This window comes from Cellulophaga sp. 3_MG-2023, assembly GCF_030546975.1.
Lineage (GTDB): Bacteria > Bacteroidota > Bacteroidia > Flavobacteriales > Flavobacteriaceae > Cellulophaga.
Window position 1 is genome coordinate 163,756 of the sequence record NZ_JAUOPS010000001.1, and the last position, 26,014, is coordinate 189,769.

Annotated in this window: 18 protein-coding genes; 5 read left to right on the forward strand and 13 right to left on the reverse strand. The window is 33.1% G+C overall.

The features are described from left to right. Positions 1 to 19 precede the first annotated feature (19 nt). The 4 genes from Q4487_RS00600 to Q4487_RS00615 all read right to left on the reverse strand — a co-directional run bounded on the left by Q4487_RS00600 (position 20) and on the right by Q4487_RS00615 (position 5,230). Positions 20 to 598, reverse strand: coding sequence for a superoxide dismutase family protein (locus Q4487_RS00600; protein WP_303543893.1), 579 nt, complete (start codon positions 596 to 598; stop codon positions 20 to 22). A gap of 106 nt (positions 599 to 704) precedes the next feature. Continuing rightward, complete coding sequence (locus Q4487_RS00605; protein WP_100896336.1) at positions 705 to 1,361, reverse strand: YceI family protein; 657 nt, start codon at positions 1,359 to 1,361, stop codon at positions 705 to 707. A 52-nt stretch (positions 1,362 to 1,413) separates the two neighbouring features. Next, positions 1,414 to 4,620, reverse strand: a complete 3,207-nt coding sequence (locus Q4487_RS00610) for a hypothetical protein (RefSeq protein WP_303543897.1) — start codon at positions 4,618 to 4,620, stop codon at positions 1,414 to 1,416. A gap of 49 nt (positions 4,621 to 4,669) precedes the next feature. Then, entirely contained in the window at positions 4,670 to 5,230 is a 561-nt protein-coding gene (locus Q4487_RS00615) for a PepSY-associated TM helix domain-containing protein (protein WP_232732637.1), read from the reverse strand. A 155-nt stretch (positions 5,231 to 5,385) separates the two neighbouring features. On the opposite strand from Q4487_RS00615, the gene Q4487_RS00620 reads away from it, so the two are divergent. Together Q4487_RS00620 and Q4487_RS00625 are read left to right on the forward strand one after the other, a co-directional pair. Continuing rightward, positions 5,386 to 6,513, forward strand: coding sequence for a VWA domain-containing protein (locus tag Q4487_RS00620; RefSeq protein ID WP_303543901.1), 1,128 nt, complete (start codon positions 5,386 to 5,388; stop codon positions 6,511 to 6,513). Between the two features lie 81 nt (positions 6,514 to 6,594). Further along, positions 6,595 to 8,061, forward strand: coding sequence for a magnesium chelatase (locus Q4487_RS00625; protein ID WP_303543904.1), 1,467 nt, complete (start codon positions 6,595 to 6,597; stop codon positions 8,059 to 8,061). A 4-nt stretch (positions 8,062 to 8,065) separates the two neighbouring features. Here Q4487_RS00625 and Q4487_RS00630 read toward each other — a convergent pair whose 3' ends face one another. Beyond that, complete coding sequence (locus Q4487_RS00630; RefSeq protein ID WP_303543907.1) at positions 8,066 to 8,638, reverse strand: YdeI family protein; 573 nt, start codon at positions 8,636 to 8,638, stop codon at positions 8,066 to 8,068. A gap of 64 nt (positions 8,639 to 8,702) precedes the next feature. Between Q4487_RS00630 and Q4487_RS00635 the strand changes: the two genes are divergently transcribed. Then, a complete protein-coding gene (locus Q4487_RS00635; RefSeq protein WP_303543909.1) occupies positions 8,703 to 9,281 on the forward strand; it encodes a hypothetical protein in 579 nt (192 codons plus the stop codon). 36 nt (positions 9,282 to 9,317) lie between these two features. Next, on the forward strand, positions 9,318 to 12,170 hold the full coding sequence (locus tag Q4487_RS00640) for a pitrilysin family protein (protein WP_303543912.1): 2,853 nt from the start codon (positions 9,318 to 9,320) through the stop codon (positions 12,168 to 12,170). A gap of 81 nt (positions 12,171 to 12,251) precedes the next feature. Here the strand turns inward: Q4487_RS00640 and Q4487_RS00645 are convergent, their stop codons facing one another. From Q4487_RS00645 to Q4487_RS00665, 5 genes are all read right to left on the reverse strand, one after another. Then, positions 12,252 to 13,874, reverse strand: a complete 1,623-nt coding sequence (locus Q4487_RS00645) for a M1 family metallopeptidase (protein ID WP_303543914.1) — start codon at positions 13,872 to 13,874, stop codon at positions 12,252 to 12,254. A 110-nt stretch (positions 13,875 to 13,984) separates the two neighbouring features. Further along, complete coding sequence (locus Q4487_RS00650) at positions 13,985 to 14,455, reverse strand: FKBP-type peptidyl-prolyl cis-trans isomerase (protein WP_303543917.1); 471 nt, start codon at positions 14,453 to 14,455, stop codon at positions 13,985 to 13,987. 74 nt (positions 14,456 to 14,529) lie between these two features. Next, positions 14,530 to 15,867, reverse strand: coding sequence for a M28 family metallopeptidase (locus tag Q4487_RS00655; protein WP_303543920.1), 1,338 nt, complete (start codon positions 15,865 to 15,867; stop codon positions 14,530 to 14,532). 19 nt (positions 15,868 to 15,886) lie between these two features. Continuing rightward, on the reverse strand, positions 15,887 to 17,062 hold the full coding sequence (locus Q4487_RS00660; RefSeq protein ID WP_303543927.1) for a nitrate/nitrite transporter: 1,176 nt from the start codon (positions 17,060 to 17,062) through the stop codon (positions 15,887 to 15,889). 50 nt (positions 17,063 to 17,112) lie between these two features. Next, positions 17,113 to 19,320, reverse strand: a complete 2,208-nt coding sequence (locus tag Q4487_RS00665) for a bifunctional alpha,alpha-trehalose-phosphate synthase (UDP-forming)/trehalose-phosphatase (RefSeq protein WP_303543929.1) — start codon at positions 19,318 to 19,320, stop codon at positions 17,113 to 17,115. Between the two features lie 102 nt (positions 19,321 to 19,422). Here Q4487_RS00665 and Q4487_RS00670 point away from each other — a divergent pair, with 102 nt between their 5' ends. After that, entirely contained in the window at positions 19,423 to 21,225 is a 1,803-nt protein-coding gene (locus Q4487_RS00670; RefSeq protein WP_303543932.1) for a glycoside hydrolase family 15 protein, read from the forward strand. Between the two features lie 63 nt (positions 21,226 to 21,288). Here the strand turns inward: Q4487_RS00670 and Q4487_RS00675 are convergent, their stop codons facing one another. The 3 genes from Q4487_RS00675 to Q4487_RS00685 form a co-directional block, all read right to left on the reverse strand. Then, entirely contained in the window at positions 21,289 to 22,704 is a 1,416-nt protein-coding gene (locus Q4487_RS00675; RefSeq protein WP_303543934.1) for an aminotransferase class I/II-fold pyridoxal phosphate-dependent enzyme, read from the reverse strand. A gap of 177 nt (positions 22,705 to 22,881) precedes the next feature. Beyond that, positions 22,882 to 24,690 carry an acyl-CoA dehydrogenase family protein gene (locus Q4487_RS00680; RefSeq protein ID WP_100896321.1) on the reverse strand — a complete coding sequence of 603 codons (1,809 nt, stop codon included), beginning with the start codon at positions 24,688 to 24,690 and terminating at the stop codon, positions 22,882 to 22,884. 126 nt (positions 24,691 to 24,816) lie between these two features. Beyond that, positions 24,817 to 26,007, reverse strand: a complete 1,191-nt coding sequence (locus Q4487_RS00685; protein ID WP_100896320.1) for an acetyl-CoA C-acyltransferase — start codon at positions 26,005 to 26,007, stop codon at positions 24,817 to 24,819. Between the last annotated feature and the right edge of the window lie 7 nt (positions 26,008 to 26,014).

Here is a 26,014-nt window from a genome sequence, read left to right on the forward strand (position 1 = left end):
ATGTATAAGTTTGTTTAATTTATTCTATGATTCCGGCACAACTTACTCTTGTACCAGCATCTCCACTTGGCTGAGATGTAAAATCGTCTACACCTTCATGAACTATTATTCCTTTTCCTAAAATATTTTTTTTGGGATCTTCACAATCTAGACACCATTCATTGGTGCTAAATTTAATTTCAGAATTACCGTTTTTATCTGTAATAAAATTACCTATATCTCCTTTATGGTATCCTTCTTTATCACCCCATTTTCCGTGTTTTTCAAAAGTAGGATTCCAGTGTCCGCCTGCCGATTTACCATCTTCAGAAGAGCAATCTGCTTTTTCGTGAATATGTATGGCATGTTCACCTTGTTTTAAACCAGTAAGGTTGGCAACCATTGCCACTTTATTTTTGCTTTGGGTAAAGGTAATTTTACCAGTGACATTACTGTTACTTTTAGGCTCCAATGTAATTGTTAATGATTTTGATTCCTTATTATCAGGAATTACGGTGGCATTTGTAGTAGTTGTTTCCTCCGCTTTTTTATTTTGATTTTTACAGCTGTATGTAAAACTTATAAAAAGAATTGATAGCGTTACTATTATTTTTTTCATCTTATTATGGTTTTCTATTAGTACAAAATTATTGCACTAAACTAAGAGTAATGCTCTTATATCTTTAACCCATAAAAAGTAAATAGTAACGCTATCAATTAAAAAATTACTTCTTAGCTAAAAGTACTTCGCCTTTTATCTGTACATCGCTCCAAGTTTTACTAACACCATCTGCACCAGTATGTAAAGCCTCACAAGCTTTGTTTATAGATGCAACTGCGTCTAAAGCATTCCAGTTTTCTAAATTCATTACACCTGTAAATGTAAATTTATTATCAGATAATTTTTCAGTCTCTAATGGAATGTTTGCTGTTTCTCCGTTTAAAGTAACATCTAATGAAGCTTTATCATCTTCAACTTTTAAAACTCCAGAAATTAATTCTGTGTTTTTCATCACTCCAAAAAAGAATTCTATAATTTTTGGGTCTCTTGTTCCAGTGCCATCATTTGTAAATAAACTACTTACAGGAATGCTAAACTCTGTACCGTTTAAAGCTTCTAAAGGAGTAGATCCTGTGTTAGATTTTTTAATGTTAACCGTTTTAAATGTACCGCCAACACCAATTTTATCTGTAGTTTTATATGCTGTAAAACTAGCTTTTGTAGAGTCTGCAACTAAAGTATATTGAGCCTCTGCCTCTGTGTGACTATGATCTGCGTTTTTATGATCTTCAGAGTTATGAGAGTTTTCTTTGTTTGCATTTTTACAACTAAAAGCTGCTACAGCTAATAAGCTTACACATACTAATTTTATCTTTTTCATAATACTATAAATTTTAAAGTATAAAGGTAAAAAATCTATTACTCTTATCCTTTTAATTAATTGTAAAGGTTTTTATTTCTTTAAAAGAATTGGTTTCTAAACTGCTAATTTTTGTTTTGTACGGATTCCATTTTTCAGAGAAAAAGGTATTTGTTTTTTCTAAAGCCGTTTCTAACTCTTTTTTAGCAAATTGTATTAGGTTGTTTTCTGTGCTAGTTAAACCTGTTTTTCTGCTACGTACATAACCGTTTGCAGCCCCAATTCTTTGCATAACTGTAATTTCTGGGTTTCTTGTAATTCCTTGTCTTTTATCTACTTTACCTATATAAAGAGCAATTACAGCATCTATATCTTTTATAATAGTTGCAGAAGCTTTAATTTCTTCTTTGTATTTTTCTTTGTCTAGTTTTGATAAATCTGACTTGTACTTTGTGGCAGTATTTTTACTTTCTACAAGTTGTTTAACAGCGTCTGCAGCAGTTTGGGTATAACTTGCTAATGTTTTGCTAGCATTGTATATTTCATCAATATTAGCTTTAGATACATTTAACCTTGGGTCTGATTTTACAGTTAGCATTGTTTCATCTGTGGTTGAGCCGTAGGTTAACTGTACTTTATAAGTACCAGGTTTAACTCTTTGCCCGCTTGGTTCTCTTTTAGATTTACGTAAGCTACGTGATGGTCTTTCTGAACCTTTTTCAGACATATTCCAGTAGTAACGGTGTAATCCTGTTTTTTTAGGAGCTTTAATTTTAATAGTACGTATTAATTCTTCACCATTAAAAAACTGAATTTGTAAAGAATCTTTAGAAGCTACACCATCTTTTTTTGTAGGAGTATTTTCTTTTTCTTCCTTTTTGTTTTCATCTTTAGGCTTTTCTACTTTTTCTTTCTTTTTATAGAAGTACGTTAGCATAGCACCACCTTTTTTGTTTTCACCATTAAATAATGCATCTGCACCAAATCTGCTACCTGTAGGTTGTTGGTAAGCTGCTTGGTAGGCAACAGGAGGTGTAAATAAAGCAACATCTTTAGTTAGTACAGTTTTGTCTTTTGCTATAGCACGTAGTGGTCTAATATCATCTAAAACCCAAGCAGCTCTACCAAAAGTACCAATTACAAGGTCGTTTTCTCTAGGGTGTATTATTAAATCTTTTGTAGATACAGTAGGGAAACCTTCTGTCCATTTTTGCCATTTACTACCAGCATTAAAAGATATATACAAACCATCATCTGTACCTAAAAATAATAAGTTTGGTGTTTCTGGATCTTCAATAATAGATAAAGCATAACTTTTAACATCGCTCTCATCAACAATTCTAGTCCACGTTTTACCATAATTAACGGTTTTGTAAACGTAAGGTGCGTAGTTAAACCTACGATAATCGTTAGCAACTAATAAAGCTTCTCCTTTATTTTTGTTAGATGCTTTAATTTGTGGTATCCAGCTACCTTTTGGTAGACCTTTTATATTTTTGGTCACATCTGTCCAGTTGGTACCGCCATTCTGTGTTACGTGTACACGGCCATCATCTGTACCAACCCACAACATATCTTTTTCTACAGGAGAAGGTTCTATTACTAAAATAGTACAGTGGTTTTCTGCTCCGGTAGCATCCATAGTTAATCCGCCACTTTCGCTTTGTTTTTGTTTTTCTGGATCATTAGTGGTTAAATCCGGAGAAATAATTGTCCACGTTAACCCCTTGTCTGTTGTTTTGTGTACAAACTGACTACCAAAATATGCTGTAGCATTGTTAAAAGGATCTTGACCAATAGCAGAGTTCCAGTTAAAACGCAATTTTGTTTCTGCATCTGGTGGTGTTGGTCTTACAGAGTAATTGTTCCCTGTTTTCCAATCATATCTAGATACATTTCCTTGCTGACTCATTGTATAACCAAATTGCGAATCATCTAAATCTGGTACAACATCAAAACCATCACCAAAAGAAATTTCTTGCCAGTAGCTGTTACGTATACCTTGTGCTTTCCAAACAAAAGCAGGTCCACGCCAAGAGCCATTATCTTGCATACCTCCATAAACGTTGTATGGGAACTCGTTATCTACATTAATATGGTAAAACTGCGCTACAGGTAGGTTACCAATAAAACGCCAAGATTTACCACCGTCTTTGGTAATATTTAGTCCACCATCATTACCGTCCATCATAAACTGTCCGTTTTCTGGGTGTATCCACCAGGCGTGATGATCTGGGTGTACGCCATTATCTGCACCATAAGCAGGCATTAATTGGCTAAAGTTTTTACCACCATCTTCAGATACATTTATATAAGTAAAAACAGAATAAACTCTATTTTCGTTTTGTGGATCTACATAAATTTCTGAGTAATAAAAAGGTCTATTTCCTATATCAGATTTATCATTAATTTTTTTCCATTTAAAGCCACCGTCGGTAGATTTGTATAATGCATTTTTTTTAGCTTCAACTAAAGCATAAACAACATTAGTTTTGTTGCGCGCAATTGCAACACCAATACGGCCTAAATTTCCTTTAGGTAAACCATCTTCTTCAGTAATTTTTTTCCAGTTTTCTCCACCATCGTGCGTCATATATAAGCCACTACCAACACCACCAGATTTAAAAAACCAAGGGTCTCTTTTGTGCTCCCACATTGCAGCAATTAGCTTGTTTGGGTTTGTAGGGTCCATTACCAAATCTGCAACACCAGATTTATTATTGGTATATAGTATTTTTTTCCAGGTAACACCACCATCTGTTGTTTTAAAAACACCACGTTCTGGGTGCTCTCCCCAAGGAGAACCAATTGCACCAGCATAAACAATGTTTGGGTTTGTTGGGTCTATTACAATTCTGTGTATATGTCTGGTTTTTTCTAAGCCCATTGGTAACCAGTTTTTACCGCCATCTAAAGACTTGTAAATACCATAACCACCATTTAAACTATTTCTAGGGTTGCCTTCTCCTGTGCCTACCCAAATTACAGAAGGGTTGCTTTGTTGTATGGCAACAGCACCAACAGAAGCTGTAACTTCTTTATCAAAAATAGGGTCCCATTTTATACCTCCAGAGGTAGATTTCCATAATCCACCAGAGGCTGTACCTGCATAAATAATATCAGGATTACTATGTACAGCATCTATAGCAGTTACACGGCCGCTCATACCTCCAGGGCCAATGTTTCTGGGTTTTAAGTCTTGTACATAATCCATTTTAAAGTCTTGCGCAGACAAGCACAAAACAGTAAAAAAGAATAAAAGTGAGTGTAGTTTTTTCATTTTTTAGAGTTGTTAGTTGATTTTTAAAAATAAGTAATATTGAGTTAAGTTATTGATTATTAGTGGTCTTTATTTTTTTTATCTTCTTAGGGTTTATCCATAGTATAATACCACTTACACTAATAAATATGAGTCCTAAAGCAAGTATAGTAGAATATAAAAGTTTAAATATTGAAGCATCATTTTTTATAAAATAATCTATAATAGATCCATCATGTATTTTTTCAATAATAGTATCTGTACGTTGTTTTACAGATACAACTTTGCCAGTGTAGCAGTTAATTTGTAACTCTGTAAAATGCTCATCAAACCTAACTTTAGCTATACCTTTTTTAGGTCTGTAATCTATACGGTCTATTATTGTAGATAATTGTAAAGAATCTATATACGCTATGGCATTTTCTTCTATAGTTTTTAAAGGAACAAGAGTATTGTTTTTTGCAGTTATTTTGTAGGTAGAAGGTTTTAAGTAAAGTTCGCTTTTCCAGGCAAGCAAAGCTCCGGTAACACTTATAATTAATATAAAAGCAACCAAAATTATTGCTACTGTTTTATGTAGATTTCTGTATAAACGAGTGCTTTTTGCGAGTTTGTTAATCTTAATTTTCAATAGGAACTTATTTAAAGTTTCCGAAAATAACGAAAACTGCACCAAAATTTCATAATAATATGTTAACAAAGCAAGCTTACATTTAGCAAACATTTAATACAAATACGTTTTTGAAAATAGAAGGTTTATTGAAAAAGCCGTATTTTTATACTTGTATGAAGAATGATAAAATAAACAGAAAAGGTTTTGTGTTTAAGCAATACAAAGCCCCTTCACAAACTCCGTTTGAAAAGCTTTTTGAGATTTTTAAAGAGCTAATTACACATACATCTGGAGATTTTGATGAAGCTATAGATTGGTTGCGGGAGTTAGATAAAGAATATAAGCTTACTACAGAAGACTATACTATTGATGATTTTATAGAAGACCTAAAGGCTAAAGGCTATATTAGAGAAGAAATAAAACCAGATGGTAGCAATGGTACTGCTATTACAGCTAAAACAGAAAGAGCTATTAGACAAGCCGCATTAGACCAAATTTTTGGTAAAATAAAACGTAGCGGTTCTGGTAACCATAAAAGCAAAGGTGTTGGAGCAGGTGATGAGCATACTGGCGATTTTAGAAATTACCAATTTGGAGATGCTTTAGATAAAGTGTCTATGACAGAAAGTCTCCGTAATGCACAAGTAAATAACGGTATTGGTGACTTTAGGTTAACGGAAGATGATTTGGTGGTTGAAGAAACTATGCATAAGTCGCAGATGAGTACTGTACTTATGATAGATATTAGCCATAGTATGATTCTTTATGGAGAAGACCGTATTACACCTGCTAAAAAAGTTGCAATGGCCTTGGCAGAATTAATCACTACACGTTACCCAAAAGATACGTTAGATATACTTGTTTTTGGTAATGATGCTTGGCCTATTAAAATTGCAGACTTACCGTATTTACAAGTTGGCCCTTACCATACTAATACTGTTGCTGGTTTGCAATTGGCAATGGATTTACTCCGTAGAAAGCGTAACACCAACAAGCAAATTTTTATGATTACAGATGGTAAACCAAGTTGTTTGCAAATGCCAGATGGTACGTATTATAAAAATAGTGTTGGTTTAGACGAGAACATTATAAATAAATGCTATGGTATGGCACAACAAGCAAGAAAGCTACACATACCTATAACTACGTTTATGATTGCGCAAGACCCGTATTTAATGCAATTTGTAAGGGAGTTTACACACGCAAACCAAGGAAAAGCATTTTATACAGGTTTAAAAGGACTTGGAGAAATGATTTTTGAAGATTACGAAACCAATAGAAAAAAACGAATTAAAGGATAAAAGAATTTAGAGAATAGAAATAAGATAAGACAATAAAGTCAGTTTTCTTAAATTTATAAACCTCTTTTCTAAAAAGAAAATATGAAAATAGATACAATAAAAACACTAGGCGATTTAAAAAAAGCTGGTTACCAAAGTAAGTCTATAAAGGATGAGCTAAGAGATAATTTAATAGAAAAAATTAAAAATAAAGAAACCACATTTACAGGTGTTCACGGGTATCAAAATACTGTAATACCAGAATTAGAGCGTGCTATACTATCTAGACACAACATAAACTTATTAGGTTTACGTGGACAAGCAAAAACACGTTTGGCTAGACTAATGCTTAATTTATTAGATGAATATATACCAGTGGTAAAAGGATCTGAAATTAATGATGATCCTTTACAGCCAATTTCTAGATACGCTGTAGAACTTATTAAAGAAGAAGGAGATAGTACACCTATTACTTGGCTGCACAGAAGCGAGCGTTTTGCAGAAAAGTTGGCTACACCAGATGTTACTGTAGCAGATATTATTGGAGATGTAGATCCTATAAAAGCAGCAAACTTAAAGTTGAGTTATGCAGATGATAGAGTAATACATTACGGAATGATACCACGTGCTAACCGTTGTATTTTTGTTATTAATGAGCTGCCAGATTTACAAGCAAGAATTCAGGTTGCATTGTTTAATATATTGCAAGAAGGCGATATACAAATTAGAGGATTTAAATTACGTTTGCCTTTAGATATGCAATTTGTTTTTACAGCAAATCCAGAAGATTATACCAACCGTGGTAGTATTGTTACGCCCTTAAAAGATAGAATAGGGTCACAGATTTTAACTCATTACCCAGAAGATATAGAAACAGCTAAAGTAATAACAGCGCAAGAGGCAAAGTTAGACGAAAGGCAGTCTAATGCTGTAATGGTCCCAGAGCTAGCAAAAGACCTATTAGAACAAATTGTTTTTGAAGCACGTAAAAGCGAATATATAGATGCTAAAAGTGGTGTAAGTGCTAGACTAAGTATTACTGCTTTTGAAAATTTATTAAGTACAGCAGAACTTAGAGCATTAAAAAATGGAGACACTAAAACTACGGTTAGACTTAGTGATTTTCTAGGTATTATACCTGCAATTACGGGTAAAGTAGAGTTAGTTTATGAAGGAGAACAAGAAGGTGCAGCAAGCGTAGCTTATAATCTAATAGGTGAGGCTGTACAAACGTTGTTTGTAGATTATTTTCCTAAAATTGAAAAACTTAAAAAACAAGAAGACGATAGTCCTTATGATGATGTGGTTTCTTGGTTTTTTAATAATGAAGCCGGATTTGAACTTCTTGATGATTTAAGTGATAAACAATACAAGAATATGTTAGATGCTGTTTCTCCTTTAGATGATTTGTTAGGAGCACATCAACCAAAATTAAAAAAAGAAGAAAGCTATTTTGTAAAAGAGTTTATACTTTGGGGCTTAGTACAGTTTAAGCAATTAAGTAAATACAGATTTACAGAAGGTATACAGTTTAAAGATCCGTATAGTAATTATATAAGCGGATTGTAAACTACTACGTATTCCTAGATTTTATATTGGCATCGCAGAGTTTTATAATCTCTGCGATTCTTTTTTGCTTTGTTTCCTCTCTTTTGGCTTGGTTTAACCAGTATAGATAATGTTTTTTATAGGATGGAGCAAAACTATTGTAGTTTCTAAAAGCATTGGGGTTTTCATTAAAAGCTTCTTGTAAGTTGTTAGGTATAACTCCGTTTTCTACATCATCTAAAGCTGTCCAAGAACCATTTTGTTTACCAATTTTAATACTATCTAATCCACTTTGGTGCATTAAATCAGCAGCAATTAGATTTTTTATATGTGTTTTATTTAATTTACTCCAAACGCTTTTTGCTTTTCGTTTGCAAAAATATTGCCTTCTTTTTCCGTCACCTAAATTTTTAACGGTACTATCTATCCAACCAAAACAAAGTGCAACCTTAACCGCATCTTCCCAAAGCATACTTTCTTTAGCGTGACTTACTTTGTATAGTATTATATAAATTCCAGAACTAGTTTTGTGGTTGTTATGCAACCACTCTCGCCATTCGGTAGTGTTTTTAAAATAGAGTTCTGGTTTTGTTTCCATTTTGGCTTGGTGATATTTTAGTATAAACTTTAATGTATATTTATATCCAAAAATAACTAAAAAGATGCAACGTACTTATACCTTTATTGTTTTAACCTTTATAATTATGATGTCTGTAAATGCGCAAGAACTGTCTAAACAAGATCTACCATATTATCAAATACCAGAAGCACCAGACAGTTTTACAGCTGGCACAGTAGCTGCCAGAACTATAGACGCCTTAGGTTTTAGATATTATTGGGCAACAGAAGGGTTACAGCCAAAAGATTTAGAGTACAAACCAAACAAAGAGGGTAGGAGCACTGGTGAAACCGTAGATCATATTTATGGTTTATCTAAAATGATTTTAAAAACAACGAGTTTAAAGATTGATGAAGATAAAAACCAAAAACTAACCTTTAAGGAAAAAAGAAAACAAACATTAGAGAACTTTAAAAAAGCTAGTGATATTTTAAAAAATGCAACTGACTTAAAAGAACACGAGTTGGTTTTTAATGAAGAATTTAAGCTTCCGTTTTGGAATGCTATAAACGGACCTATTGCAGATGCAATATGGCACAGCGGACAAATAGTTGTTATGCGCAGATCTTCTGGAAACCCAATGCCTAAAGGGGTAAATGTATTAATGGGAACTAAAAAATAATTATACTTAACTTAAAACTAATTCATCAATAAAAAAATGAGAAAATTACAATCTTTTTTGGCAGCAGTAACTGTGTTGCTTGTAATCTCTTGTAAAGAGAAAACAGAAAAAACATCAGAAGAAATAGCAAAAACAGAATTTAAAGTAGATTATGATAAATTTACATTGGATAATGGCTTGCAAGTTATTTTTCATATAGATAGGTCAGATCCTGTTGTGGCAGTAGCATTAACTAGTCACGTTGGTTCTGCTCGTGAAAAAGTAGGCAGAACAGGTTTTGCTCATTTATTTGAGCACTTATTGTTTTTAGAATCTGAAAATCTGGGTAAAGGTGGTTTAGACAAAATGAGTGCGCGTATTGGCGGTTCTGGTGCAAACGGATCTACAAGTAGAGACCGTACCAATTATTTTCAGACAGTGCCTAAAGATGCCTTAGAAAAAATGATTTGGGCAGAAGCAGACAAGCTTGGGTATTTTATAAATACAGTTACAGAACCTGTTTTAGCTAAAGAAAAAGAAGTTGTAAAAAATGAGAAAAGACAAAGAGTAGATAATAATCCTTACGGACACGTAAACTATGTGCAAACAAAGGCATTATATCCAGAAGGTCACCCATATAGCTGGACAGTTATTGGGTCTTTAGAAGATTTGCAAAATGCAACTTTACAAGATGTAAAAGATTTTTACAATAAGTGGTATGTTCCTAATAATGTTACATTAACAATTGCTGGTGATTTTGATAAAAACCAAGCAAAAGAATGGGTTAAAAAGTATTTTGATGAAATTAAAAAAGGTGATGATATACCAGCTTTAGAGAAGCAGCCTGTTACTTTACCAGAAACTAAAAAGTTATACTATGAAGATAACTTTGCACGTTTACCACAACTATCTATAACGTGGCCATCTGTACCAGAGTTTCATAAAGATGCGTATGCATTAGATGTATTATCATCATACCTAGCATATGGTAAAAAAGCACCTTTATATAAGGTTTTGGTAGAAGATAAAAAGCTAACAGATCGTGTGCGTATGTATAATTACTCATCAGAGCTTGCAGGTGAATTAACATTATCTGTTACTGCTTTTGATACTACAGAGCTTACAAGTGTAAATAATGCTGTACAAGAAGCTTTTACTAAGTTTGAAAAAGATGGTATTTCTGATGTAGATATTAACAGAATAAAAGCAGGTCAAGAAACAGATTTTTACAATTCACTTTCTAGTGTTCTGGGTAAAGGATTTCAGTTGGCACAATATGAGATTTTTGCAGGTGATCCTGGTTATGTTAGTGAAGATGTGAAAAATATATTAGCAGTAACTAAAGAAGATGTTATGCGTGTGTACAACACGTATGTAAAAGGAAAGAATTTTGTTGCGGTAAGTGCTGTGCCAAAAGGTCAATCTTCTTTGGTTTTAGAAGGGTCTATAAAAGCTGAGGTTGTAGAAGAGAAAATTGTTGAAGGTAAAGAAAGTACTTTTGATCCTAGTATTGCTGCTACTTACCAAAAAACACCTTCTAGTTTTGACCGTAGTATAGAGCCTCCTTACGGCGATAGCCCAGATGTAAAAGTACCAGACGTTTATAAAGAGGAGCTTTCATCTGGAATTAAGGTATTTGGTATAGAGAATAATGAAGTACCATTAGTAGAATTTAATTTTATAATTAATGGTGGTATGTTACTAGAAGATAAAAATAAAATAGGTGTTTCTAATTTGCTAGCATCTATGTTAACCAAAGGGACAAAAAATAAAACGCCAGAAGAATTAGAGAATGCTATAGAAACTTTAGGAGCAACAATTGTTGCATCTGCAAGCAACCAGTATATTATAATTTCTGGTAATTGTTTAGCTAAAAACTATACAAAAGTAATGGATTTGGTTAATGAAATTATTTTGGAACCACGTTGGGATGCTAAAGAGTTTAATTTGCTTAAACAAAGTACTATTAGTCAATTGCAAAGAGCGCAAGCTAACCCTAATAGTATTGCTAGAAACGAATTTTATAAAGTACTATATGGTGCAGACAATATTTTAGCAAATAATAATGCAGGTACAACAACATCTGTAAAGACAATAACTTTAGATGATTTAAAAGAATACTACAATGCTAATGTATCACCAACGGTTGCTAATTTTCATATAGTAGGAGATATTACTGCGGCTAACGCTACAGCATCTTTAGAGACTTTAAATACTAAATGGGAACAAAAAAATGTAACTGTACCAACAGTAATTGCAGCTAAAACTCCAGAAAAATCTAAAGTGTATTTTTATAATGTACCAGATGCTAAACAATCTATATTGTTATTTGGGACACCAGCAATTGCTGCCACAGATAAAGATTTTTACCCTGCGCAGGTAATGAACTATAGGCTAGGTGGGGGCAGTTTTGCATCGCAATTAACACAAGAACTTAGAGAAGGTAAAGGATATACTTATGGGGTAGGCTCTAGCTTTAGTGGTGGTAAAACATCTGGTTTATTTACAGTATCTAGTGGTGTACGTACCAATGTAACTTATGAGGCTTCTCAGTTGGTTAAAGATATTATGAAAAATTATAGTAAAGGCTATAACCAAAACGATTTGGAGGTATCTAAAGGCTATATGGTAAAAAGTAATGCAAGAGCTTTTGAAACTATGGGGTCTAAATTAAATATGCTAGAGAATATTAGTATGTATAATTATCCTGTAGATTATGCTAAGCAAAGAGAGCAAGGAGTAAAAAATATGTCTGTAGAAGATGTTAAAGCATTAGCAGATGAATATGTTAATCCAGATAAAATGATTTACTTAATTGTGGGTGATGCTAAAACGCAGCTTAATAAACTTAATAAGTTAGGGTACGGTGAGCCAGAATTATTAAATCCTGATGTGATATTAAAAGACTAAACACTAGTTTTTAATCATAAAAATCCGCTTTACACATTGTAAAGCGGATTTTTTTATACTCATTTTATAAGTGCTATATATTTATATTTTTTTAAGATTGATGTAAAAATTAGGATCAAAAACTACAGTAGCGTTTTCAGAAGATACTTTAGTTGTTTTCCAATCAGCAGAAGGAAAAATCCATTGTTCTTTATCGTTAATTTTTACTTTTATAGGCATATCAAAACCACTTACAATATTTGTATATCTGTACTTTAGTTTATTGCTTTCAATTTTATATTCTAAGTTAGGAATACGTACGTCTCTTAAATACTGATTAAATATAGTTGTTAAATCTATTCCAGATTGATGACTTAAATAATCCTCAATTTGCGCTGTGGTTACAACAGAATGGTAAAAGTCTTTATTTAACCCTCTTAAAATACGTCTCCATTTTTCATCATTATCAACCAACTGCCTAATACTATGTATCATATTAGCACCCTTGTAATACATATCTCCAGAGCCTTCATCATTTACATTGTAATTACCAATAATAGGAATGTCGTTAGCAATACTTTTGCGTGTACCAATAACATACTCATTAGCAGCTTGGTTTCCGTAATAGTAATCTAAAAATAGACTTTCAGAATAAGCTGTAAAACTTTCGTGTATCCACATATCTGCAATGTCTTTATTGGTAATGTTATTGGCAAACCACTCGTGACCAGATTCGTGAATAATTAAAAAGTCAAACTTTAAACCCCAGCCAGAACCAGACAAATCTCTGCCCAAATAACCTTGCATATATTTGTTACCATACGTAACAGAACTTTGGTGTTCCATACCTAAATAAGGAGCTTCAACCAGTTTGTAACCATCTTCATAAAAAGGATAAGGTCCAAACCAATGCTCAAAGGCCTTCATCATTTTAGGAGCATCTTTAAAATGTACTTTTGCTTTTTCTAAGTTATCGCGTAGCACATAATAATTCATGTCTAAAGGACCTTTTTCACCTTTATAAACTTCAGAAAATTGCACATAGTCACCAATATTAACATTAACACCATAGTTATTAATTGGGTTTTTAACTACCCAATGAGATGTTACAGTATTAGCGTGTTCCTCAATTTTTTCTAGTCTTCCGTTAGAAATGTTAGATAGTCCTTTAGGATTAGTAACACTAATGCGCATACTATCTACTTCGTCATACATATGGTCTTTATTTGGCCACCAAACACTGGCACCTAAACCTTGGCAAGATGTAGCTACAAATGGCTTGCCGTTTTTATCTTTAGACCAAGAAAAACCACCATCCCAAGGTGCATTTACAGCTTCTTTTGGGTTACCCTCATAATACACCACAATTTGGTTAACGGCACCAATTTGTTGTTTTTGCTTTAGTTTTATAAAATGCGCATTTGTTGCTGAGGTGAATTTTAGCTTTTTCCCTTTTTGTGTTACTTTGGTAATTTTTAAAGGTGGTTGTAGATCTACCTGAAGCACTTGATTTTCATCTAAAACAGTATACATAATGGTGTTTTTACCAGAAATATACTTTGTAGCAGGGTCTACTGTTACGTCTAAATGGTAGTAATTTAAATCCCACCAAGCGCGTTCTGGAGTAATTGTGCCACGTAAAGTATCTGTTTTTGTAAATGTTTTTTGTGCATATACACCAAAAGATAGGAGTAGGGTAGCACAAATTAATAAAGCTTTTTTCATATGAGTAGTTTGTTAGTAGTACAAATATATTTATCTGTAAATGTAATAAAAAGAAAAAGCCATTAAAGAGTTTCCTAATTAATGGCTTGTTTAACTTGTATTTTTAAGGTTTAATTTTGATTTACACTTAGTAGATTAATATCAAAAATTATAACAGATCCTCCTGGTATGCGGCTTACATCATTACTGCCATACCCTAATCTAGATGGTATTAGTAGCACACCATTACCACCTTCTTTAAAGTAGGTAATACCTTCTGTCCAGCCAGCAATTACTTGTTGTAGGTTAAAAGAAATTCCGTTAGTATCACTTTCATCAAAAGTGTTGCCGTCTGTAAAATATCCTTTATAAGCTACAGTAACATCAGAGGTTGCTGTTGGTCTTATTCCGTTACCTTCATCATTTATTACATAATATAAACCGCTATCACTCTTTAGAGCAGTAAGGTTGTTTTTTTCTATGTAAGTTTTAATTTCTGCTTCGTTTTGTGCAGTGTAATCTACAGGTTCTTTAATTGTAACATCGTCATTTTTACAAGATATAAATAGTGTAAAAACAAGTATCAGTATTCCGTATTTCATTTATAGTTTTATTTAAGCTTAGCAAATATAAGTGTTTAGCTTTAGCTTTAATTTTAAAAATAAGTTAATGTTAACTACCTCATAATTTTATTAGGAAAAACTACAACACTCTCAAAACCATCTTTTCCAACGGCTGCAACACCAAAAAATGAATTATCAATTACAATACCGTTTAAAGTTTGCTCTGTAACATTACCTACATATTTACTGTTGTCCCAAGTAGGCGAAGTAGTATCTCTCCAATATATTTTATAACCTATAGCACCTTCTACCGGAGACCACTCAAGTTTGGCAGAAGCCTCTACAATACCTCCAATTTTAACTGTTGTAGGAGAAGGAGGGGCCCAAGCTAAATTAGCCATTGTTATAGCATTTACAGCAGTTAGTTTTTTAGCATATGCAAAATTAACGTGTTCTACAACATCGCCATAAGCAATGCCATTTTCTGTTCTAATATCTTGGTGTTGTTGAGTGTAGTTTTCATGCGCTTCCATTATTCTTATGCCAGGAAAACCAAGATCGTTAAAAGGTCTGTGATGCCCACCTCTACCAAATCTATCTAACCTATAAATCATCATCGGATTCATTTCTGGCATATATGTTTTTACATTTTTATGAATGTAGCGCGCTAATTGACGAGATATACCGTCTACCTCACCACCATAAAAACGTCTTGCTTTACGTTGCCTTTCTGTTTCGTTTGCAGGTACAGGTTCAGAAAAAATTCTAAAATCCCTATTACTTATTACGCCATCAACACCTTTAATATTTCCAATCATATCATTATTTAAAATACCAATAATGTCCCATTCTTTTTCTTTGGCATATTTAGCTAAACCAGCACCACCAAATAAGCCTTGTTCTTCACCAGATAAACCTACATAAATTATACTATTTTCAAATTTATATTTTGATAAGACACGTGCGGCTTCCATTGTGCCAGCCATACCGCTAGCATTATCATTTGCGCCGGGAGCATCTGTAGTAAAATCCATAGTGTCACTAGCTCTAGAGTCTATATCGCCACTCATAATTATATATCTGTTAGGATACTTTGTGCCTTTTTGTATGGCAACAACATTTACAACCCACGCATCATGTGGTACTCTACCGTTTCCTTTTTTTGTAACAAAATCTTTCTGATAAAATACATTTAAGCAGTTGTTACATTCGGTAGACATTTTGTCAAATTCAGATTTTATCCATCTTCTTGCAGCTCCAATTCCTCTTGTATTAGATACAGTGTCACTAAAGGTGTTACGTGTGCCAAAGTTAGCTAGTGTAGTAATATCATTTTTAATGCGCTCTTCTGAAACCGCATTAATAATATCGTAAATTTTAGAGTTTGTTTGTGCATTTGTAAACGTTATACCAAGAATAAATAATAGTAAGAATAATTTTTTGAGAGTCATTTTTTAGTTTTTATGTGAGTTAGTTGTATTTCTTTTTAAGTAAAGCAAATAAACCAATAAGTGGTCCAATGCCTAAAAATAAGAAAATAAAAGAAGCATTAATGCTTGTTGCTAAAGCCGCTAAAAGCTGAATACTTAAAATGCTAATAGCAAACCCTATAGAGTTTACAAGTGTAAGTCCAGTTCCTTTTAATTCTGTTGGTGCGGCTTGTGCAACTAGACTAGAGAATTGTGGAGAATCTGCTGTTACTGCCATTCCCCAAATACACCAACTAATAATAAAAAATAGCGCAGGTAGTTTAAAAAATAAAGGAGATAAAAAGCAGCAGAGTCCAGAAATAAATAAAGCAATTACAGCTACTTTATAGCTACCGTGCTTTTTAGAAAAAGAGCCGCCAACAGCACAGGATACTGCACCTAAAGCAATAACCATAAAGGTGAAAATAGGAACAGAATAGTTGGTGTTTTGTATGTTGTTTATTGTTTTTATAGCTAATGGTGTAAATGCCCAAAATGCATAGAGTTCCCACATATGACCAAAGTAACCTATTGCAGCTTTTGTAAAAATGGGATTTTTAAACAATTGTACGCCTGCTTTTAGTTTAAGTTTAGAACTTTGTTTTCTGTAAGGTCCGTTAGGAACAAAAATAACAACTACTAAGCCTCCTAGTAAAGCTAAAATTGATGTTGCTTGTAATATTGTTTGGTAATTACTGCCCCAATTTAAGCCACTAATTAAAAAAGGAAAAGCTGTTCCTAGAACTAAAGCACCAACTAAATAGCCTAACGCTTTACCAAGTCCGTTTTTGTAATAATCAGAGGCAATTTTCATACCTACAGGATATATTCCGGCTAAAAAAAAACCGGTTCCGAACCTAGCACCTAAAATGTGCCATTTGGTAATAGTATCTGCAAGTAAACTAAAATTGCATAATGCCGCAAACAAAGCACAAATTGCAAAAACCTTAGATGGTGAAAACCGGTCTGCAATCATAAATAAGGCAAACACCAAAGTACCTAATATAAAACCTAATTGTACAGAGGATAAAACATAACCAATTATGCTGTTTCCTAGTCCGGTTTTTAAAGCTAAATCGTCTACAATAGCATTACCAGCAAACCATAAAGATGTACACGCAAATTGCGATACTATTAATAATGGTAAAATATAGGATTTCCTTGTTAAGCTATTCATATTAGGTTTTTGGTTGGTCGTACAAAAGTACTAAACCTAAATCCTAAATATTAATCTATAAAACGTTTTAATAGTTTGCGTACATCTGTAGTACCATCTACATAATATTTTGCTTGTGTTTTTTGGTGACCTACTTTTACGGTAATAGCACTTTCTGGTAATTCTTGAAACATAAATTCATCTGTCCAGTCATCACCAATAGCAAAAACAAAATCATACGTATCATCATTATAAACACGCATAGCAGCACGACCTTTGTTTACGTTACTACTTTTAATTTCCATTACTTTATTACCATTTAGTACGCTTAAATCATCATTAGCAATTAAACTGGTTAGTACTGTGTTTAATTCTGTTGCTCTTTTGTTTCCAAAATCTGGATCTGTTTTTCTATAATGCCAAGCTAAAGAATAATTTTTTTCTTCAATAAAACTACCAGGTGTACGGTCTACAAATGATTCTAAAACAGGATGAATTTTTTGCATCCATTCTTTCTTTACATTTTCTAGCATTCTAAATTCTTCTCCGTTTTGAGAAATCCAAACACCGTGTTCTACAATCATATTATATTTTTTATGTAAAAACCACTTGGTAAAAGTTTCTTTATCTCTACCGCTAATTAAGTACATATCTGTATTTGGTTGTGCAGCAATATTATCTAATAAAGTGTAAAGCTCTTCGTCTGGACTAGCCTTTTGAGGATCGTTTTTAAAGGCAGCTAAAGTACCATCATAATCTATAAATAATAACTTCTTTTTAGCTAGTTTGTAGTTTTTTTCTACAGTACTTAAAAGCTCTTTTCCTAATTTTTTAGATACATAAGAAATGCTATTTTCTTTTTGTTCTTTTAAAGAATTTACAAAGTCGTTAGCCCATTTTTCTACATTATAACGCTCTAGTCTTTTTTGCAAAATATCATTACGTTCTTGTTGCTCTTCTACAGGCATATTAATTGCTTGCTGCAGCGCTTCTACAGTTTGCTCAAAGTTATTAGGGTTAATTAGTAAGGACTCGTTCATTTCATTAGCAGAGCCAGCCATTTCACTTAAAATTAATACCCCTGTTTTGTCTGTTCTAGTTGCAATATATTCTTTAGCAACAAGGTTCATACCATCACGAATAGGAGTAAGCCAAGCAATATCACAAGAGGTATATAAATCTATTAAGTTTTCAAAAGGCATAGACCTGTAGAAATACCATATTGGTGTCCAGTTCACTGTAGAAAATTCTCCGTTAATTCTACCAACCAATTCATCAACTTCTTTTTTCAGTAGTTGGTATTGTGGCACGTTAGATCTAGATGGTACGGCTAAGATTATTAGTCTAACTTTTTCTTTATACTCTGGATGCTTGTTTAAAAAATACTCAAAAGCGTTTAATCTTTTTGCAATTCCTTTAGTGTAATCTAACCTATCTATAGATAAAATTAGTTTAGCGTCTTTAGTAGATGCTTTGTGAGCGTTTAATCGTTGTTGAAAATCTGACTGGTTTTCTGTAGCGTTTAATGAGTTTGCTTTACCAGCTTCACTAAACTTTTTATAATCTATTCCCATAGGAAAAGAATCTACTTTTACAATTCTGTTTTCTATATGTACTTCATTAAAGCTAACGTCTAAGCCAAGTAAACGCCTAACAGAACTTAAAAAATGTCTTTCGTAATCATAGGTATGAAAACCAATAAGGTCTGACCCCATTAAGCCTCGTAAAATTTCTTCACGCCAAGGTAGCGTTCTAAAAATTTCGTAAGACGGAAAAGGAATGTGCAAAAAGAAACCAATAGAAATATCTGGTTTTTTCTCTTTAACCATTTGTGGTACTAACATTAATTGGTAGTCGTGTACCCATATAATATCATCATCGTCTGCTTTAGCTATAATTGCGTCAGCAAATTTTTGGTTTACAGCTTTATATATCTCCCAATTATCAAGTTCAAATTCAGAATACTCTAAAAAATAATGAAATAAAGGCCAAATAGTTCTATTACTAAATCCAAAATAAAATCCATCTACCTCTTCTGCATTTAATTTAACTTTAGCACAACCGTGATCTTTTAAGGTAGCATCAATATTACTTTCTAAACCTTCTGGTATATTTTCATCTGTTAAACCACTCCATCCTATCCATAAATCATTACTTCCAGAGTGTACAGATTTCATACCAGTTGCCAATCCGCCAACACTAGGTGTTGTTTTTATTTCATTATTATGAATTTCTAATTGTACTGGTAGTCTATTTGAGATAATGATAGTTTTACTCATAAATCGGTATTTTTTGCTAGAATTTAATTGATTTTTGTATAAATTTCGATAAAATTGGTAATAAAACCTACTAATTAGAAATGTTTAACCCTAATTTATTATATGGATAATTTAGACTATGGAATTATAGGAAATTGTAGAAGCGCAGCCCTTATCTCTAAGAATGGTGCAATTGAATGGAGCTGTTTGCCTGCATTTGATTCTTCCTCAGTTTTTGCTAAAATTTTAGATGAAAATAAAGGGGGTAGTTTTGAAATCCTAACAAGTAGCGATTATAAAATTACTCAGAATTATATAACACAAACTGCAATATTAGTTACTACATATACTAATGGTAATCATATTTTTGAAGTACGTGATTTTATGCCAAGATATAAGACTGAAGACGGTTCGTATTACTCACCACCAGAAATTATACGCTATTTAAGGTATGTATCTGGTAAACCTACTTTTAAAGTATTGTACAATCCTAAGTTAGAATATGCAGCTGGCGAAACAAAAACTTATATAAAAAAAGAATTTATTACTAGTTTAACACACGGAGAAAAGTTTGATACCGTTTTTTTATACACCTCTTTTAATAAAGAACGTGTAGTTAGTGGTAATGAAATAGAGCTTACCCAAGATGGTTATTTTTTATTTGGGTACAATGAAAAGATTTTTTCGCCATCAGTAAAAAAAGTTTATTTAGAACAACAACGCACCAAAGTTTATTGGTTAAACTGGAGTGGAAAAATTCCTAAGTATCATTTATACAATAAAGAAATAAACAGGAGTTCTATAACCTTAAAGCTATTAACTTACGATAAAACTGGAGCTGTTTTGGCCGCTGCAACCACATCTTTACCAGAAACTATTGGAGAAGTAAGAAACTGGGATTATCGTTTTTGTTGGATTAGAGATGCTTCTATGGTTATAAAAGTAATGTCTGAGCTTGGACACAAAAACGTAGCCAAAAGATACTTGCAATTTATAATAAATCTTATACCAGATAAGGATGAAAAATTGCAAATTATGTACGGTATTAATGGCGAAAAAGAACTTACAGAAGAGACACTAGAGCATTTAGACGGTTACAAAGGCTCTAAACCTGTACGCGTTGGTAATGCTGCATACAAGCAAAAGCAGAACGATATTTATGGCATTCTTATGGATGTTATTTATGAGCAACTAGTAAAGTTTTCTACAGACTTAGAAAATGGAGAAGATCTCTGGGGAATAACAAAAGGTATTGTTTGGATAGTAGATAAACACTGGAAAGAGGCAGACAAGGGAATTTGGGAATTTAGAGCAGAAGATCGTCACTTTACCTTTTCTAAAGTTTTATGTTGGGTTGCAATAGATAGAGCTATTAAGGTTGCTAGAATTTTTAATAAAGCACATAAAATTGAAAAATGGACTAGGTTAGAGCAGCAGATTAAAAAGGACATTTTAGAAAATGCTTGGAATGATGAAGTAAACGCCTTTACACAGTCTTACGGGTCTACCTATTTAGATGCTTCTGTTTTACTAATGGAGTCTTACGGTTTTATACACGCCAAGCATCCTAAATTTGTAGCTACAGTAAAAGCTGTAGAAAATAATTTATGTAATGATGGTTTGTTGTATAGATATAAAAATGAAGATGATTTTGGATTGCCATCCTCATCTTTTACAATATGTACTTTTTGGTTTATAAATAGCTTGTTTAAAATAGGAGAAGAAGAAAAAGCACGTATATATTTTGATAGGTTGCTAGGGTATAGCAACCATTTAGGGTTATTTAGTGAAGATGTAGATTTTAAAACAAAACGACTTTTAGGTAACTTTCCACAGGCATATTCTCATTTAGCATTAATAGAATGTGCATTAAATTTTTCTGCAAAAGAAAGTGATGAAAAAGTATTAGAATCTATGAGAGAGTAGTTTATTGTATTTTTTTGATATTAAAACAAAACCCTTATCTGTTATATAGATAAGGGTTTTGCTTTAGTTTACTTCGTCTAATACACGTTCTAGTAATTGTTGTAAATGTGCTTTTGTTGTAAAAGGATTCATAATAGTAACACGTAAGTAATGTATGCCTCTTAGTTTTGTTTGTACAATATAAAATTCTCCTTTTTCTAATATAGATTGACGAATTTTTTCATTTAAAGAGTTTGTTTCTTTTTCTGATAAATTAGAGTTAACATATCTAAAACAAACAATGTTTGAAGCTGGTTGTACCGCAATTTCAAAATTTGGATCAGCAACAACCATTTCTGCAAATTGATGCCCTAAATCATAAAGCGTAGTAACATATTCATCAAAAATTTCTTCTCCATACGTTTTCAAAATAGTGTACCAGTGTATACTTGCCATTGTTTTAGTGCACTCAAACGTACGTTTGGCAATATTGTACCAGTCTTCTTCTTTAGATTCTTCTAGTAAATAATCTGCTTTTTGACTAAAAGTAGCGTGAGACGTGCTACCATCTTTAAAGAGTAGGGCTGTGGTTAAAGCTGGCATCATCATCATTTTATGACCGTCAATAACAATAGAGTCTGCTTTTTCTATACCTTTTACAGTATGTTTGTGGGTTTTAGAAAATATAGCTGCACCACCGTGAGCACCATCAACATGAAACCATATGTTTTTTTCTTGGCTAAAGTTTGCAATGGCATCTAAATTATCATAAATACCAGTAGATGTAGAGGGTGCGCTACCTACAATAGCAAATACTTCTATACCATTGTCTTTTGCTTTTTGATAATATTCCTCAAGCAAATTCAGATTCATATTAAAATTTTCGGTAGAAGGTATTTTTATAATTCCAGCATCGCCTAAACCCATAATTCTAGCTGCTCTGTCTACACAATAATGCGCTTCTTCACTAACCATAATTCCTAATGAGTTGGTGCTACCTTGTGCCCATACATTTGTAGATGCTTTTGATTTGCGTGCTGTAAGTAATGCGGTTAAATTAGCCAGCGTACCACCAGATGTTAATATGCCATTTGCGGCTTGTGTATAACCTGCTTTTATACATAGATAATCTGTAACTATACGTTCTATAGCAGAGGCAGCAACACCCATTTCATATACAGCCATACCATTGTTTAAAGAAGCGCTTACAAGTGCGCTTAATGCTGTTATTGGTAGGGTAGGGGTTACTTGGTGACCAATGTATTTTGGATTATGTACGTGTATAGAGTGACTAATTATTGTGCTAAATAAGTTTTTTTCATCACCATTTTTTAAATAATCTTTCCAGAAAAGATGTTCATCCTTTGGCTGATTCCAATGTATGGTTTTGTTGTTCTTATTTTCTAAAGTGTTTTCAAAATGGTCTGCTAGTTCATTTATTAACTCGTGTCCCCTTTTTCTAAAGTTTTCTGGACTGTATGCTTCAACTAATTTTTTCAATCTTATGCATTTAAAATACTAGTTGTAAAATTAGGCCTTTTAAAAACAAAAAACCATCAGTAAAACTGATGGTTTTGTTAAATCTCTGCTTTATAAGCTTCAATTTGAATTAGTCAATTATTGTATACAAGCTAAATCTATGTAGGTTGTATCTTTGTAAATGTACGGTTTTATCTGTTAAAAACAATATTTGTTTTCAGCTTTTACTTTTTCAGCAATTTCATTACGTAAGTCTACAATGTCTGGGTAGTTTTGGTACTTAGTAAAACGTTTAAGTCCCATTAACATCATACGTTGCTCATCACCTTCAGCAAAAGAAATAATACTTTCTTTACCTTTTTTCTCAATAATATCTACAGCGTTGTATAAATATAATTTAGACATTGCTATTTGTGTTTTCTGAGAATCTTCACCAAAACGTTTGGCATTTTTCTCAGTTCTAAGAATAGCAGATTCTGCCATATAAATTTCAATTAAAATGTCAGCAGCAGCAATTAATAACTGTTGGTGTTCTTCTAATTGCGGTCCAAATTTTTGAACAGCACCACCAGCAACCATTAAAAAAGTTTTCTTTAACTTCTTAATCATTACTTTTTCTTCTGAAAACAACTCAGAAAAATCTGGAGTTTCAAAAGATGGTATACCCATTAGTTCACTTTGTACTTCACTAGCAGGGCCTAATAAATCTACGTGACCTTTCATTGCTTTTTTAACCAACATACCTACAGAAAGCATACGGTTAATTTCGTTTGTACCTTCGTATATACGAGCAATACGAGCATCTCTCCAAGCAGCTTCCATAGGTGTCTCTTCAGAAAAGCCCATACCTCCAAAAATTTGAATACCTTCATCTGCACAACTCTGTACATCTTCTGATACTGCAACTTTTAATATAGAACACTCAATAGCATATTCTTCTACACCTTTAAGTTCTGCCTCTTGGTGTGTGTTACCAGCAGCTTCACGCATAGCAATACGGTCTTCTATATTTTTAGAAGCTCTGTATGTTGCAGACTCACCAACGTAAGCGTTAGTTGCCATTTCTGCTAATTTTATTTTAATAGCTCCAAAGTCTGAAATAGGAGTTTTAAATTGCTTACGCTCGTTAGCATATTGTACACCTGTTGTTACAATTCTACGTTGAGAATCTAAACAAGCAGCAGCTAATTTAATACGACCAACGTTTAATGCGTTCATTGCAATTTTAAATCCTTCTCCACGACCGGCAAGCATATTTTCTGCAGGAACAACAGTATCGTTAAAGAATACTTGTCTTGTAGATGAAGCTCTAATACCTAATTTATGCTCTTCTTCACCTAATGTAATTCCGTTTGCATTTTCTGGATCATACTCAACAATAAAACCTGTAATGTTTTTATCATCTTCAATACGAGCAAAAACAATCATCAAGCTACAAAAACCTGCATTTGATATCCACATTTTTTGTCCGTTAATTTTGTACGATTTTCCATCCTCAGAAAGTGCAGCAGTAGTTTTACCTGAGTTAGCATCAGACCCTGCACCTGGCTCTGTTAAACAGTAAGCGCCAAACCACTCGCCAGTAGCTAATTTAGGAACGTATTTTTGTTTTTGTTCCTCTGTACCATAAAGAGTAATTGGCATAGTACCAATACCTGTATGTGCACCAAAAGCAGTACTAAAAGAACCTGTACCACTAGAGATATAATCACACGTTAATACTGTAGATACAAAGCCCATTCCTAAACCATTGTACGCTTCTGGTACGGCAACACCTAAAAATCCTAATTCACCAGCTTTACGCATAACTTCTTCTGTTAATGCATAATCTTTAGCTTCAAACCTTGCTTTGTGCGCTATAATTTCACGTTCGTTGAATTCAGCTACCGCTTCTTTCATCATTGTTTGTTCTTCTGAAAAATCTTCAGGAGTAAAAACGTCTTCGCAATTTGTTTCTTTTACTAAGAATTGACCTCCGCGTAGGATATCTTTTTCTGTATCTGCCATTTGTTTTTTTATTAGATTTTAAGATTTCTAGAACCAAGAATCAAGACAGCTTAAGTCTGGATTTGAAACTTGAAATCATTTTTGTATTTGTTTATTTTCTTCTGAAATTTAATTTATTTGAATTTCTTAATTAAGAAACTCAAATATTCCGCAAGCTCCTTGTCCTGTACCTACGCACATTGTAACGGCTCCATATTTACCTTTCATATCACGCTTACGCATTTCATCAAAAAGTTGAACAGAAAGTTTTGCTCCTGTACAACCTAATGGGTGACCCAATGCAATTGCACCACCGTTTACGTTTATAATATCTGGATTAAGATCTAATTCTCTAATTACAGCTAAAGATTGAGAAGCAAATGCCTCGTTTAATTCAATTAAACCTAAATCTTCTTGTTTTAAACCTGCTTGCTTTAATGCTTTTGGGATAGCTTTAACTGGGCCAATACCCATAATACGAGGTTCTACACCTGCAGCTGCATAGTTAACTAAACGTGCAATTGGCTCTAAGTTTAACTCTTTAACCATATCCTCGCTCATTACCATTACAAAAGCAGCACCATCACTCATTTGAGACGAGTTACCTGCAGTAACACTACCACCAGCAGCAAATACTGCACGTAATTTAGCTAAAGCTTCTTTACTTGTTCCTTTACGTGGACCTTCATCTTTAGTTACGGTATACTTCTTTGTCGCTTTTTTACCATTAGCATCAACATAAGTTTGTTCTACATCTATTGGTACTATTTGATCTTGAAAACGATCTTCTGCTTGTGCTTTTAACGCCTTCATATGAGAGTTAAATGCAAATTCATCTTGGTCTTCACGAGAAACTTTAAACTGCTTTGCAACCGCTTCTGCAGTGTTACCCATTCCCCAATAATAATCTTCATGACCAGCTTTAACTATGTCATAATTTAATTCTGGTTTAAAACCTGTCATTGGTACACTACTCATACTTTCTGCACCACCAGCAATAATACAATCTGCCATACCGGCTTGTATTTTTGCAGTAGCCATACCAATTGTTTCTATTCCGGAAGAACAAAAACGGTTTACAGTTACCCCAGGAACATCTACAATATCTAATCCCATTAAAGAGATTAAACGTGCCATATTTAAACCTTGTGCACCTTCTGGCATTGCGTTACCCACAATAACATCATCAATGCGCTTTGGATCTAAACTAGGTAGCTCAGTCATCATATGTTTAATGGTTTCTGCAGCTAATTCATCTGTTCTTTTAAAACGGAACACGCCTTTTGGTGCTTTACCAACTGCGGTTCTGTATGCTTTTACTATATATGCTGTTTTCATTTTTTTT